We start from the raw sequence: 18,493 nt of genomic DNA on the forward strand, positions 1-18,493 counted from the left end.
GATCAGAGCGCGAGGCGCGCGATGGCGAACAGGCCCACGCCCGCCGCGCCATAGCTGACGCAGGTCATCGCCAGGATCAGCACCTTTTCCATCGGACCATGCACATAGTCCTCGATCAGAACCTGCACACCGTCGTTGAAGTGCTTGAAGCCCACGGCGATGGTCAGTGCGGCGACGATGGCCGGGAACGGACGGCTGTAATAGGCCAGCACCTCTTCATAGGTGCCGCCCAGAGCGTTGCCGAAGGTGAAGACGAACAGCGGCACCAGGATCAGCAGCGCGACGCTGCTTTTCTTCATCGACCAGTGATGTTGCGTCCCGGTCTTGGACGCGCCCCAGCCCACGGCCCGCTTGCGGTCGGTCAGATACGCCATGTCGGCCCCCTCAGACAAAGATTGCGGTGAAGATGGTCAGGATGACCGAGCCGATGACGATGGCCCAGCTGAGCATGTCGGCGCTTTCGACGTCGAGCATCTTGCCCTCGTCCCAGATCATGTGCCGGACTCCGGCCAGCGTGTGATACCACAGCGCCCAGACCGAGCCGAACATCACCAGGTCGCCGAACCACGAGGTAAGAACGGCGTTTGCGACCGCGAAGTAGGCCTCGGAGGTCGCGGCGGCCAGAAGCCACCAGACGATCATCAGCGACCCGATCAGCAGGGCGTTGCCCGTGATCCGGGTAAGGATCGAGGTGATCGAGTTCAACTGCGGGCGGTAATACGGCCCGATCATAAAAGGAGAGAGCGGGCGCTTGCCCCGGTTCACGTCGGCCATTGGCGATGTCCTTTCGGTTCCCTTGAGCCGGGTTGTAACGGTTTTGTGCCGCATGTCACGGGTCAAGGCCGCGCAGGGGCGCGGTTTTTTGGCGCAATCTGCGAGGAAAGTGCCGATTTGTGATCACGCGCCGAAAAGTGTGATCACAAAAATCCGTGCCCAGCCCGGCGGACCTTAGTCGATGAACCCCATCCGGTCGAGGGCGAGTCGCGCCGCCATCCGGATCGAGGGCTCTTCGGATCGCATGTCAGCATGGATCGACTGCATCAAGGCGGTCAATCGGCGCTGGCGCAGCATGGTGCGCATCATGTCCGGCACGGCCCCTTCGGGGAGCGCAACGACGTCCGCACTACGTGCGGGCAATTTCCGATCCGGCATGGCAGCCCCGGTCCTTCTTGCGAATCCCCCTGTCACCTCAGACTAGCAGCCCGGTCCGACGGGACGAAGCGTCTTTGCAACATGCCGGGGGCGGCGGTCACATCGGGATCAGCGCCCAGTAATCGAGATCCAGCAGCACATGCGGCAGGTAGCGGCCATCCTCGCCCTTGAGCGCGAAGGGCGCGCCGCCCTTCGTCGCCACCAACCGCAGGCGGATGGCGCCAACGCCGGGCGCATCGGTCTGCGCCTTGTCCAGCACCTCGGACCAGGCCTTGACCGTGTCGCCCGCGAAACAGGGATTGGCATGGGCCCCCGCGTTGATGCCTGCGATCATCTGCGCATTCGCCAGCCCGTTGAAGGACAGGGCGCGCGCCAACGAGATCACGTGACCGCCATAGATCAGCCGGCCCTCGGGGCGGAAGGTCAGGTCGAAATGCACCTTGGCCGTGTTCTGCCAGAGCCGCGTCGCCATCATGTGCTCGGCTTCCTCGATCGTGACGCCGTCCACGTGGTCGATGGTTTCGCTTATGGCATAGTCGCCCCAGCGATGCGGCTCACCGGCCAGGGTGAAATCGTAGTTGGTGAAATCCAGCCCCTCGGGAATATGCAGATCGTCCACCGTCAGCGCCGGTTTCAGATCCGGCACCACGGTTTCGGGCGCGGCGGCCGACAGGTCGCGCTTGCGCACCATGACCCAGCGGACATACTCCATCACGACCTCGTCGCGCTGGTTGATGCCGCGCGACCGGACATAAACCACCCCGGTCTTGCCGTTCGAGTTCTCCTTGAGCCCGATCACCTCGGAGGTGGAGCGCAGCGTGTCGCCCGGAAAGACCGGCGTCAGAAAGCGCCCCTCGGCATAGCCCAGGTTCGCCACGGCGTTCAGCGAGATGTCCGGCACCGTCTTGCCGAAGACCACATGGAAAGCCGCCAGATCGTCGATGGGCGAGGCGGACAGCCCGCAGGATTGCGCGAACTGGTCCGAGGAACAGAGCGCGTGGCGGGCGGGATAGAGCGCGTGATACAGCGCCCGCTCGCCGCCCGAGACCGTCCGGGGCACCGCGTGTTCGATCACCTGGCCCAGCCGGTAATCCTCGAAAAAGCGACCCGGATTGGTCTTCATTGCACTCTCCTTTGTCGCACTGCCGCCCTGCTACCGGAACGCTAGTGCTCGCTCAGCTTGATCTCGGGTGAATAGGTGCCCTCGACCTCCTTCACCACGGCCTGCCCGCAGCGCATCACGCCGTTGGCCGCATCGAAGGCATAGGTCGGGTCGCCATGCAGCGCCCAGCCGGCGTTCAGCGCGGCAGTCACCTTGTGGCAGAAGGCCGAGGTATCGTCCTCGGTCAGGAAACGATAGAGTTTCATGGCATTACCCCGGGAACGGCCAGACGCCCAGCCAGGCGTGGATGGCGGTCATGATTGCGAACACCACCAGCGTGATGACGACCAGAAGGACATCCTTCTTCTTGTCGCCGGGCGCGGGGCGCTTCCATTCCTCAGCGCGGTTGATCATCGCCACCTCGGCGCCCGCCCAGACCAGCATCGAGCCGAACAGCAGGATCGAGGCCAGGTCGCCGTTCACCAGCAGGTGTGCCACGGCCCAGACCTTGACCGCCGTCAGCTGCGGGTGGCGCATCTTGCCGCGCAGGCGACCGGTGGTGGCCGACATGCCGTAGAGAAAGACCGCGATCAGCATCAGCAGGTTGTTTATGTGGACCATGAAGGTCGGAGGCGCCCAGACATGGATGAACTCGGCCCCGCGATAGCCCCAGATCATCAGGACAAGGCCCGCAAGGATGCCGACGGCGACAACGCCCTTGCCGGCATTGCCCATGTTGGCGCGCATGTCGGGTGCGAGCCGCTTGAAGAAATGCGCACCGACCCAGAGGGCGATGCCGGCGATCAGGATGGCGAACATGGGTTCACTCCGCTGCGAGGGTTTCAATTGCCTCCGCTTTTGCCAGTATTTCCCGTGCCGTGGCAACGTGCAGGTTTTCCACGATCTTGCCGTCGACAACCGCCACGCCCTGCCCTTGCGCCGCAGCCTCCTCGAAGGCCGCGATCTGGCGGCGGGCGAGGTCGATCTCGACCTCGGACGGGGCAAAGGCCGCGTTGGCGATATCGACCTGAGCGGGATGGATCAGCGTCTTGCCGTCCATGCCCATGTCGCGGCCCTGTTCGCATTCGGCGCGCAGCCCATCATCATCCTTGAAGGCATTGTAGACGCCATCGACGATCACCACACCCTCGGCCTTGGCCGCCAGCAGGCACAGGCCGATGCCCGTCAGCATCGGCAGGCGGTCGGTGCGAAAGCGGCTTTGCAGCTCCTTGGCGAGATCGTTGGTGCCCATGACCATGCCGGCAAGGCGCGGATGCGCGGCGATCGCGGCGGCGTTCAGCATAGCGCGCGGCGTCTCCATCATCGCCCAAAGGGGCTTGTCGGTGACGGCGGCGGCGGCATCCAGTTGCGCGGTGCTCTCGACCTTGGGCAGCAGGATCGCGTCACAGTCCATCTGCGCCGCTGCCGCCAGGTCGTCTGCGCCCCACTCGGTCTCCAGCCCGTTGATCCTCACCAGCGTGGTGCGCTTGCCATAGCCCTGCGCCAGCGCGGCGCGCAGCGTGTCGCGCGCGGCAACCTTTTCCGCCGGTGCCACCGCGTCCTCGAGGTCGAAGATGATGGCGTCGACGGGCAGCGTGCGCGCCTTTTCCAGCGCCCGCTCTTTCGAGCCGGGGATGTAGAGAACCGAGCGATAGGGCCGCACGCGCATGTCCATGAAGACCTCCAGCGAAATATTCTTGCGCGATGGGTGCGGTTTTTTGCCGGAAAGTTCAAGCGCAAATGTGCCGCAGCGCAGAAAACAGGCACTGCACCGCCGCGTTTGTCGCGGATTCTCTGCAACGTGCGGGCCGTTAACCATTTCTTGGCGGATCTGCCTCGATGCTGACCCCACGGAATGCAAAAGGGCCGCGAATTAGGGGCGCGGCCGGAAACGAGGGGACTCAACTGCCGGCCCGTGCGGCAAAGCCGCAGCCGACCGGCGCGCAGCCGAAAGGGTATGCGATGAGCAAGACGAAGGCGATGACAATGCTTCTGGCGGCCGGCACGATGCTGGGCGCCGCCTCTCTGGTCCAGGCGCAAAGCGCCTGCGCCCCGCGCGACCAGGTGATCGAACGGCTGGCGGCGAAGTACGGCGAATCGCGGCAGAGCATCGGGCTGGGCGCGAACAACGCGGTGATCGAGGTGTTCGCCTCGCTCGAAACCGGAACCTGGACGATCACCGCGACCACGGTCGACGGGATGACCTGCCTGATGGCCTCGGGCCAGGCGTTCGAGGAACTGGCCGACACCCTGCCGCCCAAGGGCGAGGATGCCTGACAGCGGGGACGCGCCGCGCCGTCAGGTCAGCGCGTCCCAGATAAGCTTGCTGCCGGTGATCGTCAGCAAGGCATAGGTCAGCCCGAAGAAGACGCGCTCGGGCACCATGCGGTGCGCCTTGATCCCGATCCAGGTTCCCAGCACCGCAAAAGGCGCAAGCCACAGGTCCAGCGTCAGCGTCTCCCAGGTGAAGATGCCCATGCCGGCGTAGAAGCCGGACTTGAACAGGTTGATCGCCCAGAACACCAGCACCGTCGTTGCCTGGTAGGCCGTCTTGGACAGGCCCTGACCCAGCATGTAGACCGCCGCCGCGGGGCCGCCCGCATGGCTGACGAAACTGGTGAACCCCACGACAACTCCGGCCGTCAAGCCGGTCTTCGGCCCGAACCGGACACCAAGCCGGATCAGCCCCACCGCGCGCGCCAGTTGCCAGGCCACGAACAGGACCGAGATCAGGCCGATGATCAGCCGGATCGCATCCGGGTTCGACCAGGCATAGAACAGCGCGCCGAGGATGGTTCCCGGCACGCCTCCCAGCAGCAGCACCCGCGCCGTTGGCCAATCCCACTTCTTCCAGTAGGCCGGCAAGCTGCTGACATCGATCAGCATGAGCAACGGCAGCATGATGCCCAGCGCCATCCCCGGGTCCATCACCAGCGCCAGAATCGAGGAGCTGGCAAAGGCCGCGCCAGAGCCGAACCCCCCCTTGGACACGCCGGCAAAGATCACGGCCGGCACCATGACGGCGAAAAAGGTAAGCCCCAGAACTTCCACGCGACGCCTCCGGGAACACTCGGTTTCCCGTGGACTTAGCCTGCCCCGACGGCAAAGGACAGAGCCGCCGCGCCGACGCGCCGCAGTGCAGCACTCTTGCGTGACGGCCCGCAACGCACTACGCAACGCCGGAAATTCATCTGGAACCACGGACCGGAGACACTCCATGGCACGACCCAAGATCGCCCTTATCGGCGCCGGACAGATCGGCGGCACGCTCGCCCATCTCGCAGCAATGAAGGAACTGGGCGACGTCGTCCTGTTCGACATCGCCGAAGGCGTGCCGCAGGGCAAGGCGCTCGACCTCGCGGAATCCGGCCCCTCCGAAGGGTTCGACGCCCGCCTGAAGGGCACGCAGGATTACGCCGACATCGCAGGCGCCGATGTCTGCATCGTCACCGCCGGCGTCCCGCGCAAGCCGGGCATGAGCCGCGACGACCTGCTGGGCATCAACCTGAAGGTGATGAAATCGGTCGGCGAAGGCATCCGCGACAACGCGCCGGACGCTTTCGTGATCTGCATCACCAACCCGCTGGACGCGATGGTCTGGGCGCTTCAGCAGTTCTCGGGCCTGCCAGCGAACAAGGTCTGCGGCATGGCCGGCGTGCTCGACTCGGCCCGCTTCCGCCACTTCCTCAGCCTCGAATTCGACGTGTCGATGAAGGACGTCACCGCCTTCGTGCTCGGCGGCCATGGCGACACGATGGTGCCGTCGGTGCGCTATTCCACCGTCGCCGGCATCCCGCTGCCCGACCTGATCGAGATGGGCTGGACCACCAAGGAAAAGCTGGACGCGATCGTGCAGCGCACCCGTGACGGCGGCGCCGAGATCGTCGGCCTACTCAAGACCGGATCGGCCTACTATGCCCCCGCAACCTCGGCGATCGAGATGGCCGAGGCCTACCTGAAGGACCAGAAGCGCGTCCTGCCCTGCGCCGCCTATTGCGACGGCGAATTCGGCCTGAACGGCATGTATGTGGGTGTGCCCACCGTGATCGGCGCCGGCGGCATCGAGAAGGTCGTGAACATCAAGCTGACCAAGGAAGAACAGGAGATGTTCGACACTTCGGTCAAGGCGGTGAAGGGCCTTGTCGAGGCCTGCAAGGCGATCGATCCCTCGCTGGCGTGACCAACACCTCGGAGGCGGGCCGTTTGGCCCGCCTCCCTCGCGGCTTTGTCTACGCGACAACGGGCGAGGCCTATACCATCACCGCCCGTCGCGCTGCGCGACGGATGCGGCAGGTTTGCCCGGACATTCCCATAGACCTGTTCACCGACCAGGAGGTCGAGGACCCGGTCTTTGACCATATCCACCGCCTTAACCGCTCGACCCACCGCCCCAAGATGGAGGCGATGGGACGTTCGCGCTTCGGATCGACGATCCTGCTCGATTCCGACACGATCGTCGTCACCGACATTTCCGAACTGTTCTCGATGACGCGGCGCTTTCCGCTCTCGGCGGCCTTTTGCGTGGCCCGCGCCTCGCATCTCTATGGCACGCAGCGCGACATTCCGCGCTGGTTCCCGACCTTCAACGCCGGCCTGATGGTGTTCCGCCGGGGTCGGCGCAGTCGGCAACTGGCCCGAAGCTGGCAGCGCATGATGGACGAAGGCCAGCTGGAGTTCGACCAGCCCAGCCTGCGGCGGCTGGCCTGGGATCTGAGCTTGCCGGTGGGCATCGTGCCGCCGGAATACAATCTCATTCACATCAAGATGTTGCAGGTCTGGCAACCGCACATGGGTGCGCCGCGCCTGCTGCACATGCGCAAGCTGCACCGCCAGCCGCCGGGCGATCCCGAAAAGCCGCTGGACTACCACGAGGAACTGCCACCGAAACTCGCGGAGATGATCGACGAGCTGCTGGCGGCCGAGGCGCAATACGAACTGTATGGCGGGCCGCGCAACCCCCCGCGCAACCGGCTGCACCGCTTGCTAAGGGTGATGCGGCGGCGACTGTTCGACTGATCGTCAGCCTGTCAGCGCCCGGTCAAAGGCCGCCGGCGACAGGTCCGGCACCTGACCAAGCACCCGGCCGATGGTCTCCTGCGGGTCAAAGCGGGTCTCGGCCAGCAAGCCGAAGCCCCGCAGCCGGGCCAGCCGCGCCTCGTCCAGCACATACAGCGCGTCGAACAGGGCGTGGCGGTCCTCCTCCATCTCGGCGAACAGCTCCAGTTGCGCGCGGCGATGCGCCGACATCTTGAGGCTGTCCTGCGGCATGGCCAAGTAGCGGCGCATCTTGTGCATCCAGTGCGCCCGCGTCAGCCCGTCGAAATGCAAGAGCCGCGTCGTGGTGGAACGCCAGCGTTCGGCGCGGTCGCGCCCCGCTCCGCGATAGGCCCAGTGGATGCCAATGCGGAAATCGCCGCTGACAGGCACAGCGGATTTCCCGCCGGAATGGCCCAGCACGCCATGGATCAGCACCGGCGCCTGCTCGCCAAAGATCGCCTCGTCGAAACTGCCGCCATCCTTGCGCCGGTTCTGGCCGCGGGTCGACAGGCGGAACACGCCCTCGAACAGGCTGCGCATCGGCGCGCCCGCGACAAAGGCGCGTTCTGCGACCGGGAAATGCAGCTCGGCGTCGAGCTGTGCCACCGCCGCCAGTTCCTCGACCAGGGGGCGCTCCTGCACTAGGAACTCGTCGGCATCCAGGTGCACGATCCAGTCCGCCCGCGACAGGGCGCGGGCATGGTTCGCGTTCAGCGACTGCCGTTCCGTGACTGACTCCGGCCGCGCCCCGCGCGGCCCTGTCGCCCGCCAATGCACCGCGTCGCAGCGCGTGACCTGCACGCCGGGGATGGCCGCCACGTCGGAAAAGGCAGGGTCTGACGGATCGTCGAAATAGACATGCACCTCGGCAGCACCCGTGCCCAGATGCCAGCCCACGTTCGCCAGAACCAGCGCCGCCGGTTCGCGCACCGTCATTGCCACAGCCCAGCGCATCCTGCTCTCCGCCTTGCCCAGCGAACGATAGCGCTGTCGTGATTCCATGCCAAGCGACACAGACCGGGCCTTGTGTGATCACACTTTTTAAAGCTGTGATCACAAATGTCGGAAATTCGGCCCAAAACCGGCCCTGCGTCAAAGTTTCCTTTAACAATGGCCGATATCCGCGTCAGAAAGCCCGAAATCGCAGCAAGACGGGGACAGTCGACCCATGAATATCCACGAGTATCAGGCCAAGGCGCTTCTGCGCAGCTATGGCGCCCCGGTCAGCGACGGCCGTGTCGTGCTAAAGGCCGAAGAGTCAAAGACCGCCGCAGGCGCGCTGGACGGCCCCCTTTGGGTGGTCAAGGCGCAGATCCACGCCGGCGGTCGCGGCAAGGGCAGCTTCAAGGAGCCTGACGCCGGCGAAAAGGGCGGTGTGCGCCTCGCCAAGTCGGTCGAAGAGGCCGAGATGGAGGCCAAGCGCATGCTGGGCCGCACCCTGGTGACCAAGCAGACCGGCCCAGCCGGCAAGCAGGTCAACCGCATCTATATCGAGGACGGCTCGGGCATCCAGACCGAGATGTATCTCGCCCTTCTGGTGGACCGGCAGACCAGCCGCGTGTCCTTCGTCGCCTCGACCGAGGGCGGCATGGACATCGAGGAAGTGGCCGAAAAGACCCCGGAAAAGATCCTGTCCTTCTCCGTCGACCCGGCCACCGGCTACCAGGCCTTCCACGGTCGCCGCATCGCCTTCAACCTCGGCCTTGAAGGCAAGCAGGTGAAGCAATGCGTGGCGCTGATGGGCATTCTCTACAAGCTGTTCACCGAGAAAGACATGGAGATGCTCGAGATCAACCCGCTGATCGTCACCGACAGCGGCGATCTGAAATGCCTCGACGCCAAGATGGGCTTTGACGGCAACGCGATCTACCGCCACCCGGACATCGCCGAGTTGCGCGACACCACCGAGGAGGAACCCAAGGAGCTGGAGGCCTCCAAGTATGACCTGAACTACATCGCACTGGATGGTGAGATCGGCTGCATGGTGAACGGCGCGGGCCTGGCCATGGCGACGATGGACATCATCAAGCTGTATGGCGCGGAACCGGCCAACTTCCTCGACGTGGGCGGTGCCGCGACCAAGGAAAAGGTGACCGAGGCGTTCAAGATCATCACTTCGGACCCGAACGTGAAGGGCATCCTGGTCAACATCTTCGGCGGCATCATGCGCTGCGACGTCATCGCCGAAGGCGTGATCGCCGCGGTCAAGGAAGTCGGCCTGAAGGTTCCGCTGGTGGTGCGCCTCGAAGGCACCAACGTCGAGAAGGGCAAGGAGATCATCTCGAACTCCGGCCTCGACGTGATCGCCGCCGACGACCTCAAGGACGGCGCGCAGAAAATCGTGAAGGCGGTCAAAGGCTAAAGCATGCGTCTGATTGCTTCACTCATCTTGATGCTATGGCCGCCTTGCGTTGTTGCACAACAACGGACGGTCGGCGACGCATTTAGAGACGTGGAACCATCAGACTTTGCAAACGCCTTTATTGGTCTGTGCGCGCAAAACCCCGGTCGTCTAGATAAAGTTGGCAGCATCGCAACAGCAATGGAATGGGCAACGACACCTGAGCCATTCTGGACAATGCTTGCGCCGCAGGATCCAAACATTCCCTACCACAGTTGGTTTGCGACGGACGGAGAAGGAACACCGCTCCTTCTAGGGATTTCTGAAGCACCTATGTTTGGAAAAACATACCAAATCTGTGCTGTCTCAAATCCCTTTATGGGCGCCGAAAGGGCGCTGGAGGAGGTTAAAAAATTCGTCCCTCTGGGCACCCCAATTACTGACGAAAGTATCGCGGGCCAGAGAATTCGCACTTGGGACGCATCCGCGTTACTTGCCGGAGCATTTTTGGCAAGTTCCGACATAGCTGGAATGGGCGCTGAGGGCGTTACTCTCAGTGTATCCGCACCGAAACAATACGAATAGGAGCCAACTAACATGGCCGTCCTCGTCGACGAAAACACCAAAGTCATCTGCCAGGGTTTCACCGGAAGCCAAGGCACCTTCCACTCGGAACAGGCCATCGCCTATGGCACCAAGATGGTCGGCGGCGTCACGCCCGGCAAGGGCGGGCAGACCCACCTGAACCTGCCGGTCTTCGACAGCGTGCACGAAGCCAAGGCAAAGACCGAGGCCAACGCCTCGGTGATCTACGTCCCGCCGCCCTTTGCCGCGGACTCGATCCTCGAGGCGATCGATGCCGAGATGGAGCTGATCGTCTGCATCACCGAGGGCATCCCCGTGCTCGACATGATGAAGGTCAAGCGCGCGCTGGAAGGGTCGAAATCGCGCCTGATCGGGCCGAATTGCCCCGGTGTGATCACCCCCGGCGCCTGCAAGATCGGCATCATGCCCGGCCATATCCACAAGCGCGGCAGCGTCGGCGTGGTGTCGCGCTCGGGCACGTTGACCTACGAGGCGGTCAAGCAGACCACCGACATGGGCCTGGGGCAGTCCTCTGCCGTGGGCATCGGCGGCGACCCGATCAAGGGGACCGAGCATATCGACGTGCTCGAGATGTTCCTGGCCGACCCCGAGACGACCTCGATCATCATGATCGGCGAGATCGGCGGCTCTGCCGAGGAAGAGGCGGCGCAGTTCCTCGCCGACGAAAAGAAGAAGGGCCGCTGGAAACCGACCGCAGGTTTCATCGCCGGCCGCACCGCCCCTCCGGGCCGCCGCATGGGCCACGCCGGCGCCATCGTCGCTGGCGGCAAGGGCGATGCCGAGTCCAAGATCGAGGCGATGAAGGCCGCCGGGATCGTGGTTGCCGACAGCCCCGCCACGCTGGGCGAGGCGGTGCTGGCCGCGATCAAGAACGGCTGATCCATGCGCAAGCTGTGGCAGAGGTGGGCATGGGTGATCTTCGCGGCGGTTTTTGCCGCGTTGATCTTCGTGCCCGACCTGCTGCCGCAGCGGGCGCCCGACCCGGTGGTGATGGAGCATATCCAGTGCGCCGCCGTGGCCGTCGCGCTGGGCCAGTTCCTGTTCACCCGGCAAGAGGCCGGACAGTCCCTCGACCCAGCCTTTCTTGCCGCTTTCGAGGCGCGGCAGGATCGCTTGCAGGATTATCTCGAGGGGCTGCGGCGCCGCGACGACCGACACAACATCCTTGTGCGGCCGGTCATCGCAGAGGCCGAAACCGCCCGCGACGCCTCTGTTGCGGCGGATGGCGATGCCTATATCGACCGCGCGTGGCAGGATCTGCGGTCCTGCCACGACAAACTGTTTCCGGGGGTGGCCTGATGACCGCCCCCGCGTTTCCTGATGCCTGAAGCGGCATGACGGAGGCCCCTGCCGGGCCTCTCTCCTGAAGCTTCACCGACCGGTTGGGAGGACCAACGATGACCGACCAGAGCCCGAACGACCTGTTCCACGCCTCATCCTTCATGCAGGGGGCGAACGCGGAATACCTGGAACAGATGTATGCGCGATACGCCAGCGACCCGAACGCGGTCGACGAGGCTTGGCGCGAGTTCTTCCGCCAGCTGGGCGACGCCGACCTGGACGTCAAGAAAGAGGCGAGCGGACCCAGCTGGGCGCGCACCGACTGGCCGCCCACGCCGAATGACGACCTGACCGCCGCGCTGACCGGCGAATGGCCGATGCCGACGGGGCCGGCCGAGGCAAAGGGCGCCGCGAAGAAGATCCGGGAAAAGGCCGCCGAAACCGGCGTCACGCCCTCTGACGCCGCCATCCAGCGCGCTGTCCTCGACAGCATCCGCGCGCTGATGCTGATCCGCGCCTACCGGATCCGTGGCCACCTGGCCGCCGATCTCGACCCGCTGGGCATCCGCGACAACAGCAATCACCCCGAGCTCGACCCGAAATCCTACGGCTTTGCCGAGGCCGACATGGACCGGCCGATCTTCATCGACAACGTCCTGGGTCTTCAGATTGCCTCGCTCCGGCAGATCCTCGACATCGTGAAGCGCACCTATTGCGGCACTTTCGCGATGCAATACATGCACATTTCCGACCCCGAGCAATCCGCCTGGCTGAAGGAACGGATCGAGGGCTACGGCAAGGAAGTCGCGTTCACCCGCGAGGGCCGCAAGGCGATCCTGAACAAGATGGTCGAGGCCGAGGGCTTCGAAAAGTTCCTGCATGTGAAATATATGGGAACCAAGCGCTTTGGCCTCGACGGCGGTGAATCCCTGATCCCCGCGATGGAGCAGATCATCAAGCGCGGCGGTGCGCTGGGGGTCAAGGAAATCGTCATCGGCATGCCGCATCGCGGCCGCCTGAACGTGCTGGCCAACGTGATGGGCAAGCCTTATCGCGCGATCTTCAACGAATTCCAGGGCGGCAGCTACAAGCCCGAAGATGTGGACGGGTCGGGCGACGTGAAATACCACCTCGGCGCCTCGTCGGACCGCGAGTTCGACGGCAACACCGTGCACCTGTCGCTGACCGCGAACCCCTCGCATCTCGAGGCGGTTAACCCGGTCGTACTGGGCAAGGTCCGCGCCAAGCAGGACCAGCTTAACGACGCGCGTCGCACCACCGTCCTACCGGTGCTGCTGCACGGCGACGCGGCCTTTGCCGGCCAGGGCGTCGTCGCGGAATGCTTCGCGCTCTCGGGCCTGCGCGGGCACAAGACCGGCGGCACGATCCATATCGTCGTGAATAACCAGATCGGCTTTACCACCGCGCCGCACTTTTCGCGCTCGTCGCCTTATCCTACGGATAACGCGCTGGTGGTCGAGGCTCCGATCTTCCACGTCAACGGCGACGACCCCGAGGCCGTGGTCCACGCTGCCAAGGTCGCCACCGAGTTCCGCCAGAAATTCGGCAAGGACGCGGTCATCGACATCTTCTGCTATCGCCGCTTCGGTCACAACGAAGGCGACGAGCCAATGTTCACCAACCCGGTGATGTACAACAAGATCAAGAAGCAGAAGACGACGCTGACCCTGTACACGGAACGGCTGGTCAAGGATGGCCTGATCCCCGAGGGCGAGATCGAGGACATGAAGGCCGCCTTCCAGGCCCAGCTGAACGAGGATTTCGAGGCCGGCAAGACCTACAAGCCGAACAAGGCCGACTGGCTGGATGGTCGCTGGTCGCACCTCGACCGGCAGAAGCAGGGCAAGTATCAGCGCGGCAAGACCGCGATCAAGACCGAGACGCTGAAGGCCGTGGGCGCGGCGATGACCCGCGTGCCCGACGGCTTCCCGCTGCACAAGACGGTGGGCCGCCTTGTCGAGACGCGCGCACAGATGTTTGAGACCGGCCAGGGCTTTGACTGGGCCACGGCAGAGGCACTGGCCTTTGGCTCTCTCCTGACCGAGGGCTTCCCGGTGCGCCTGTCTGGCCAGGACAGCGCCCGTGGCACGTTCAGCCAGCGCCACAGCGCCTTCATCGACCAGGAAACCGAGGAACGGTATTACCCGCTGAACCACATCCGCGAGGGCCAGGCCCGGTTCGAAGTGATCGACTCGGCGCTGTCGGAATATGCGGTGCTCGGGTTTGAATACGGCTTTTCGCTGGCCGAACCCAACGCCCTGACCCTGTGGGAGGCTCAATTCGGCGATTTCGCCAACGGCGCGCAGATCATGTTCGACCAGTTCATCTCGTCCGGCGAAAGCAAGTGGCTGCGCATGTCGGGTCTTGTCTGCCTGATGCCGCACGGCTTCGAGGGCCAGGGCCCGGAACACTCGTCGGCGCGCCTGGAACGCTTTCTTCAACTCTGCGGCCAGGACAACTGGATCGTGGCGAACTGCTCGACACCGGCCAACTACTTCCACATCCTGCGCCGCCAGCTGCACCGCAGCTTCCGCAAGCCGCTGATGCTGATGACCCCCAAGTCGCTGCTGCGGCACAAGCTGTGCATCTCGGACGCCGCGGATTTCACCGAAGGCAGCAGCTTTCACCGGGTGCTGTGGGACGACGCCGAAAAGGGTCATTCGGACCTGACGCTCAAGCCCGATGCCGAGATCAAGCGCGTCGTGATGTGCTCGGGCAAGGTCTACTTCGATCTGCTCGAGGAACGCGATGCCCGCGGGCTGGACGATGTCTACCTTCTGCGGATCGAACAGTTCTATCCGTTCCCGGCGATCAGCCTCGTGCGGGAACTGGAACGCTTCCCGCAGGCCGAGATGATCTGGTGCCAGGAAGAACCCAAGAACCAGGGCGCCTGGAGCTTCATCGAACCCAACATCGAATGGGTTTTGGGCCGCATCAAGGCCAAGCATCCGCGCCCGCGCTACGTGGGCCGCGCCACCTCCGCCTCGCCCGCAACGGGCCTGGCCTCCAGCCACAAGGCACAACAGCAGGCGCTCGTCGACGAAGCGCTGACGATCTGACAACCCGCATGCCGCGAGGCGCTGGGTTAACGAAAGGGAAGTGAGACCATGACCGAAGTACGCGTCCCCACGCTGGGGGAATCGGTGACCGAAGCCACCGTCGCCACCTGGTTCAAGAAACCGGGCGATGCCGTGGCCGTCGACGAGATGCTGTGTGAGCTGGAAACCGACAAGGTGACGGTCGAGGTGCCCTCGCCCGTCGCCGGCACCCTATCCGACATCGTCGCGGCAGAGGGTGACACGGTGGGCGTCGACGCCCTGCTTGCCAACATCGCCGAAGGTGCCGCCGCCGAAGCCGCTCCGAAAGCCGCCGCACCCGCCGCGGCGGCCCCTGCCTCGGGCGCTGGGTCGGTCGACGTGATGGTGCCGACACTGGGCGAAAGCGTGACCGAGGCGACGGTCAGCACCTGGTTCAAGAAGACCGGCGATGCCGTCGCGCAGGACGAGATGCTCTGCGAACTCGAGACCGACAAGGTCTCGGTCGAGGTGCCCGCACCGGCCGCCGGAACCCTGGGCGAGATCCTCGCCCCCGAGGGAGCCACGGTTCAGGCCGGCGGAAAGCTGGCGGTGATCGCAGTGGGCGAAGGCGCAACCGCGGCCGCTGCCCCGGCTCAAACCCAGTATGACACGCCCCCCGCCGGCAATGCCGGCCCGGGCAAGGACATCAAGGATGGCCCCGCCGCCGAAAAGGCCATGGCCGAGGCCGGCATCAGCCGCGACAAGGTGACCGGTTCGGGCCGCGACGGCCGCGCCACCAAGGCCGATGTCGCCGCTGCCGTGGCCGCCGCCGCGACCGCGCCGCAGCCCGCGGCCCCGGCCGCCGCGCCCCGCGCTCCCGTCGCTGCCGAGGACGCCGCCCGCGAGGAACGGGTCAAGATGACCCGCCTGCGCCAGACCATCGCCCGCCGCCTCAAGGACGCGCAGAACACCGCCGCGATCCTGACCACCTACAACGAGGTGGACATGACCGAGGTCATGGCCCTGCGCAACGAATACAAGGACCTGTTCGAGAAGAAGCATGGCGTCAAGCTGGGCTTCATGTCTTTCTTCACCAAGGCCTGCTGCCACGCGCTGAAGGAAGTCCCCGAGGTCAACGCCGAGATCGACGGCACCGACATCGTCTACAAGAACTTCGTCCACATGGGCATCGCGGCGGGCACCCCGCAGGGCCTCGTCGTGCCGGTCATCCGCGACGCGGATTCCATGAGCTTTGCCGACATCGAAAAGGCCATCGCCGAAAAGGGCCGCCGCGCCCGCGACGGCAAGCTGTCGATGGCGGAAATGCAGGGCGGCACATTCACCATCTCGAACGGCGGCGTCTACGGCTCGCTGATGTCCTCGCCGATCCTGAACCCGCCGCAATCGGGCATCCTCGGCATGCACAAGATCCAGGACCGTCCGATGGTCGTCGGTGGCCAGATCGTCATCCGCCCGATGATGTATCTCGCACTCAGCTACGATCACCGCATCGTCGACGGCAAGGGCGCGGTGACCTTCCTCGTGCGCGTCAAGGAAGCGCTCGAGGATCCGCGCCGCCTGCTGATGGATCTCTGAGCCATGACGGGCCAGCCCCCAAGGCCGCGCCGGTCGCTTGCCGACATGCTGCGACCGACCGTGAGAAACTTCGTGGGCTGGCTCGCCGTGTACCCGATCGTCGTCTTCCTCTCGGGCGCTTTCGGCCCTCCGGTTCCAACCGTGCCCCATTCTGGAGACAAGGCGGGCCAGCCCCGAAGGCCACGCCGGTCGCTTGCCGACGTGCTGCGACCGACCGTGAGAAACTTCGTGGGCTGGCTCGCTTTGTACCTGATCGCCGTCTTCCTCTCGGGCGCTTTCGGCTTTTCGGTTCCAACCGCGACCCACTCTGGAGTCAAGGGGCCTTCCCTGGCGCTGATGGGATTGGTTTGGACCTTTGTCGGCTGGCTCCCGCTCGCGATCATCCTGCTGCGCGGGGTCGTCTCGCTCGACAAACACGCGAAGGATGACAAGGCTTGACATGACTCCCGAACTCACCGCCCTCACCCTCGCCGCGCTCTGGCAGGTCGTGCATTTCACGATCTACTCGATCAGCGCCCAGAAACAGGTCGGCACGAAATATGCCCTCTCCGCCCGGGATGAGCCTCGGCAACTGACCGGCTTCGCAGGCCGCGCCCAGCGGGCGATGAACAACCATTTCGAAGGGCTCATTCTCTTCGCCATCGCCGCCCTCGTGCTGACCTTCTCGGACAAGGCCGACGAGATCACTGCTGCGCTGAGCCTGGCCTACCTCGCCGCCCGCATCCTCTACCTGCCTGCCTACCTGATGGGTCTCAACCCGTGGCGCTCCGTGATCTGGGGCGTGGGCCTTCTCGCGACTGTTCTCATGCTGCTGAAGGCGCTCTTCTAGGCCTTCATCTTGCCCGATAAACTCCGGGGTGAATGCCCCGCAGGGGCAGAGGGGCAGAGCCCCTCCCCCGCCCAAACGAAAGGACCGAACCCATGTCCCAATACGATCTCATCGTCATCGGCGCCGGCCCCGGCGGGTATGTCGCCGCCATCCGCGCCGCGCAACTGGGCCTCAAGACCGCCTGCGTCGAGGGCCGCGACACGCTGGGCGGCACCTGCCTGAACGTCGGCTGCATCCCCTCCAAGGCGCTGCTGCACGCCTCCCACCAGCTGCACGAGGCCGAGCACAATTTCGAGACGATGGGCCTCAAGGGCGCCACGCCCAAGGTCGACTGGAAACAGATGCTGACCTACAAGGACGACGTGATCGGCCAGAACACCAAGGGCATCGAGTTCCTGTTCAAGAAGAACAAGGTCGACTGGATCAAGGGCTGGGCGACCATCCCCGCCGCCGGCAAGGTCACCGTGGGAGACACGACCTACGACACGAAGAACATCCTCATCGCCTCCGGCTCCGAGGCCGCCTCGGTCCCCGGCGCGGACGTGACGATCGACGAAAAGATCGTCGTCACCTCCACCGGCGCGCTGACCCTGCCGAAGATCCCCAAGAAGATGGTGGTGATCGGCGCGGGCGTGATCGGGCTGGAACTGGGCTCGGTCTATCGCCGCCTCGGGTCCGAGGTGCAGGTGATCGAGTATCTCGACAAGATCACGCCGACGATGGACAACGAGGTGTCGCGCAACTTCCAGCGCATCCTGGGCAAGCAGGGGCTGGATTTCACCCTCGGCGCGGCGGTCTCGAAGGTCGAGACGCTCAAGACCAAGGCCAAGGTCACCTATACCCTGCGCAAGGACAACAGCGAACACACGGTCGATGCCGACGTGGTGCTGGTGGCAACGGGTCGGCGGCCCTACACCAACGGTCTCGGCCTCGACGCTCTGGGCATCGAGCTAAGCAAGGGCGGCCAGATCGTCACCGACGCCCATTGGCAGACCAAGGTGAAAGGCATTTACGCCATCGGCGACGTCATCGCCGGCCCGATGCTGGCCCACAAGGCCGAGGACGAGGGCATGGCCGCCGCCGAGGTGATTGCGGGCAAGCACGGCCACGTGAACTACGGCGTGATCCCCTCGGTCGTCTACACCTGGCCCGAGGTCGCCAGCGTCGGCGCCACCGAGGAACAGCTGAAAGAGGCAGGCCAAGCCTACAAGGTGGGCAAGTTCGCCTTCATGGGTAACGGCCGCGCCAAGGCCAACTTCGCCGGCGACGGATTCGTCAAGATCCTCGCCGACAAGGCCACCGACCGCATCCTTGGTGCCCACATCATCGGCCCGGCGGCGGGCGACCTGATCCACGAGATCTGCGTCGCGATGGAGTTCGGCGCCTCGGCCGAGGACCTGGCGCTGACCTGCCACGCCCACCCGACCTATTCCGAAGCGGTGCGCGAGGCGGCACTGGCTTGCGGCGACGGCGCGATCCACGCCTGACGACCATGACCACCCCGGAACGGG

At 64.8% G+C, this 18,493-nt stretch carries 21 protein-coding genes; 12 read left to right on the forward strand and 9 right to left on the reverse strand.

Annotated features, from left to right (window positions below):
• Window positions 1-2: 2 nt before the first annotated feature.
• The 7 genes from sdhD to KB874_RS11065 form a co-directional block, all read right to left on the reverse strand.
• Complete coding sequence (sdhD, locus tag KB874_RS11035) at window positions 3-374, reverse strand: succinate dehydrogenase, hydrophobic membrane anchor protein (RefSeq protein ID WP_212536638.1); 372 nt, start codon at window positions 372-374, stop codon at window positions 3-5.
• A gap of 10 nt (window positions 375-384) precedes the next feature.
• Window positions 385-774, reverse strand: a complete 390-nt coding sequence (gene sdhC, locus KB874_RS11040) for a succinate dehydrogenase, cytochrome b556 subunit (RefSeq protein WP_212536639.1) — start codon at window positions 772-774, stop codon at window positions 385-387.
• 174 nt (window positions 775-948) lie between these two features.
• Window positions 949-1,092, reverse strand: coding sequence for a hypothetical protein (locus KB874_RS11045; protein ID WP_212536640.1), 144 nt, complete (start codon window positions 1,090-1,092; stop codon window positions 949-951).
• 157 nt (window positions 1,093-1,249) lie between these two features.
• A complete protein-coding gene (locus KB874_RS11050; RefSeq protein WP_212536641.1) occupies window positions 1,250-2,275 on the reverse strand; it encodes a MaoC family dehydratase in 1,026 nt (341 codons plus the stop codon).
• Between the two features lie 41 nt (window positions 2,276-2,316).
• Window positions 2,317-2,520, reverse strand: a complete 204-nt coding sequence (locus KB874_RS11055; RefSeq protein ID WP_212536642.1) for a DUF1737 domain-containing protein — start codon at window positions 2,518-2,520, stop codon at window positions 2,317-2,319.
• A gap of 4 nt (window positions 2,521-2,524) precedes the next feature.
• Complete coding sequence (locus tag KB874_RS11060; protein WP_212536643.1) at window positions 2,525-3,073, reverse strand: NnrU family protein; 549 nt, start codon at window positions 3,071-3,073, stop codon at window positions 2,525-2,527.
• 4 nt (window positions 3,074-3,077) lie between these two features.
• On the reverse strand, window positions 3,078-3,929 hold the full coding sequence (locus tag KB874_RS11065; RefSeq protein WP_212536644.1) for an HpcH/HpaI aldolase/citrate lyase family protein: 852 nt from the start codon (window positions 3,927-3,929) through the stop codon (window positions 3,078-3,080).
• A gap of 287 nt (window positions 3,930-4,216) precedes the next feature.
• On the opposite strand from KB874_RS11065, the gene KB874_RS11070 reads away from it, so the two are divergent.
• Window positions 4,217-4,531 carry a hypothetical protein gene (locus KB874_RS11070; RefSeq protein ID WP_428849242.1) on the forward strand — a complete coding sequence of 105 codons (315 nt, stop codon included), beginning with the start codon at window positions 4,217-4,219 and terminating at the stop codon, window positions 4,529-4,531.
• A gap of 21 nt (window positions 4,532-4,552) precedes the next feature.
• On the opposite strand, the gene KB874_RS11075 is transcribed toward KB874_RS11070, so the two are convergent.
• On the reverse strand, window positions 4,553-5,305 hold the full coding sequence (locus KB874_RS11075) for a sulfite exporter TauE/SafE family protein (protein WP_346346538.1): 753 nt from the start codon (window positions 5,303-5,305) through the stop codon (window positions 4,553-4,555).
• Between the two features lie 166 nt (window positions 5,306-5,471).
• On the opposite strand from KB874_RS11075, the gene mdh reads away from it, so the two are divergent.
• On the forward strand, window positions 5,472-6,434 hold the full coding sequence (gene mdh / locus KB874_RS11080; protein WP_212536645.1) for a malate dehydrogenase: 963 nt from the start codon (window positions 5,472-5,474) through the stop codon (window positions 6,432-6,434).
• A 23-nt stretch (window positions 6,435-6,457) separates the two neighbouring features.
• Window positions 6,458-7,270 (forward strand): glycosyltransferase family protein, encoded by an 813-nt coding sequence (locus tag KB874_RS11085; protein ID WP_212536646.1) that lies wholly within the window; start codon window positions 6,458-6,460, stop codon window positions 7,268-7,270.
• A gap of 3 nt (window positions 7,271-7,273) precedes the next feature.
• Here KB874_RS11085 and KB874_RS11090 read toward each other — a convergent pair whose 3' ends face one another.
• The gene (locus KB874_RS11090) at window positions 7,274-8,245 is read right to left on the reverse strand and encodes a glycosyltransferase family 2 protein (protein WP_212536647.1); all 972 of its coding nucleotides are present in this window, start codon (window positions 8,243-8,245) and stop codon (window positions 7,274-7,276) included.
• A 214-nt stretch (window positions 8,246-8,459) separates the two neighbouring features.
• Between KB874_RS11090 and sucC the strand changes: the two genes are divergently transcribed.
• From sucC to lpdA, 9 genes are all read left to right on the forward strand, one after another.
• Entirely contained in the window at window positions 8,460-9,653 is a 1,194-nt protein-coding gene (sucC, locus tag KB874_RS11095) for an ADP-forming succinate--CoA ligase subunit beta (protein WP_212536648.1), read from the forward strand.
• Between the two features lie 3 nt (window positions 9,654-9,656).
• Entirely contained in the window at window positions 9,657-10,217 is a 561-nt protein-coding gene (locus KB874_RS11100; RefSeq protein ID WP_212536649.1) for a hypothetical protein, read from the forward strand.
• 12 nt (window positions 10,218-10,229) lie between these two features.
• Window positions 10,230-11,117: a succinate--CoA ligase subunit alpha gene (sucD, locus tag KB874_RS11105; RefSeq protein ID WP_212536650.1), complete on the forward strand. Its 888-nt coding sequence runs from the start codon at window positions 10,230-10,232 to the stop codon at window positions 11,115-11,117.
• A 3-nt stretch (window positions 11,118-11,120) separates the two neighbouring features.
• The gene (locus KB874_RS11110) at window positions 11,121-11,537 is read left to right on the forward strand and encodes a hypothetical protein (RefSeq protein WP_212536651.1); all 417 of its coding nucleotides are present in this window, start codon (window positions 11,121-11,123) and stop codon (window positions 11,535-11,537) included.
• A gap of 98 nt (window positions 11,538-11,635) precedes the next feature.
• Window positions 11,636-14,599 carry a 2-oxoglutarate dehydrogenase E1 component gene (locus KB874_RS11115; protein ID WP_212536652.1) on the forward strand — a complete coding sequence of 988 codons (2,964 nt, stop codon included), beginning with the start codon at window positions 11,636-11,638 and terminating at the stop codon, window positions 14,597-14,599.
• A 48-nt stretch (window positions 14,600-14,647) separates the two neighbouring features.
• Entirely contained in the window at window positions 14,648-16,153 is a 1,506-nt protein-coding gene (odhB, locus tag KB874_RS11120; protein ID WP_212536653.1) for a 2-oxoglutarate dehydrogenase complex dihydrolipoyllysine-residue succinyltransferase, read from the forward strand.
• A 72-nt stretch (window positions 16,154-16,225) separates the two neighbouring features.
• Window positions 16,226-16,591 carry a hypothetical protein gene (locus KB874_RS11125; protein ID WP_212536654.1) on the forward strand — a complete coding sequence of 122 codons (366 nt, stop codon included), beginning with the start codon at window positions 16,226-16,228 and terminating at the stop codon, window positions 16,589-16,591.
• 1 nt (window position 16,592) lies between these two features.
• Window positions 16,593-16,982 (forward strand): MAPEG family protein, encoded by a 390-nt coding sequence (locus KB874_RS11130; RefSeq protein ID WP_212536655.1) that lies wholly within the window; start codon window positions 16,593-16,595, stop codon window positions 16,980-16,982.
• A 92-nt stretch (window positions 16,983-17,074) separates the two neighbouring features.
• Window positions 17,075-18,469, forward strand: a complete 1,395-nt coding sequence (gene lpdA, locus KB874_RS11135; RefSeq protein ID WP_212536656.1) for a dihydrolipoyl dehydrogenase — start codon at window positions 17,075-17,077, stop codon at window positions 18,467-18,469.
• The last annotated feature ends 24 nt before the right edge of the window (window positions 18,470-18,493 follow it).

It is taken from the genome of Thetidibacter halocola (genome assembly GCF_018224955.1).
GTDB classification, from domain to species: Bacteria; Pseudomonadota; Alphaproteobacteria; order Rhodobacterales; family Rhodobacteraceae; genus Thetidibacter; species Thetidibacter halocola.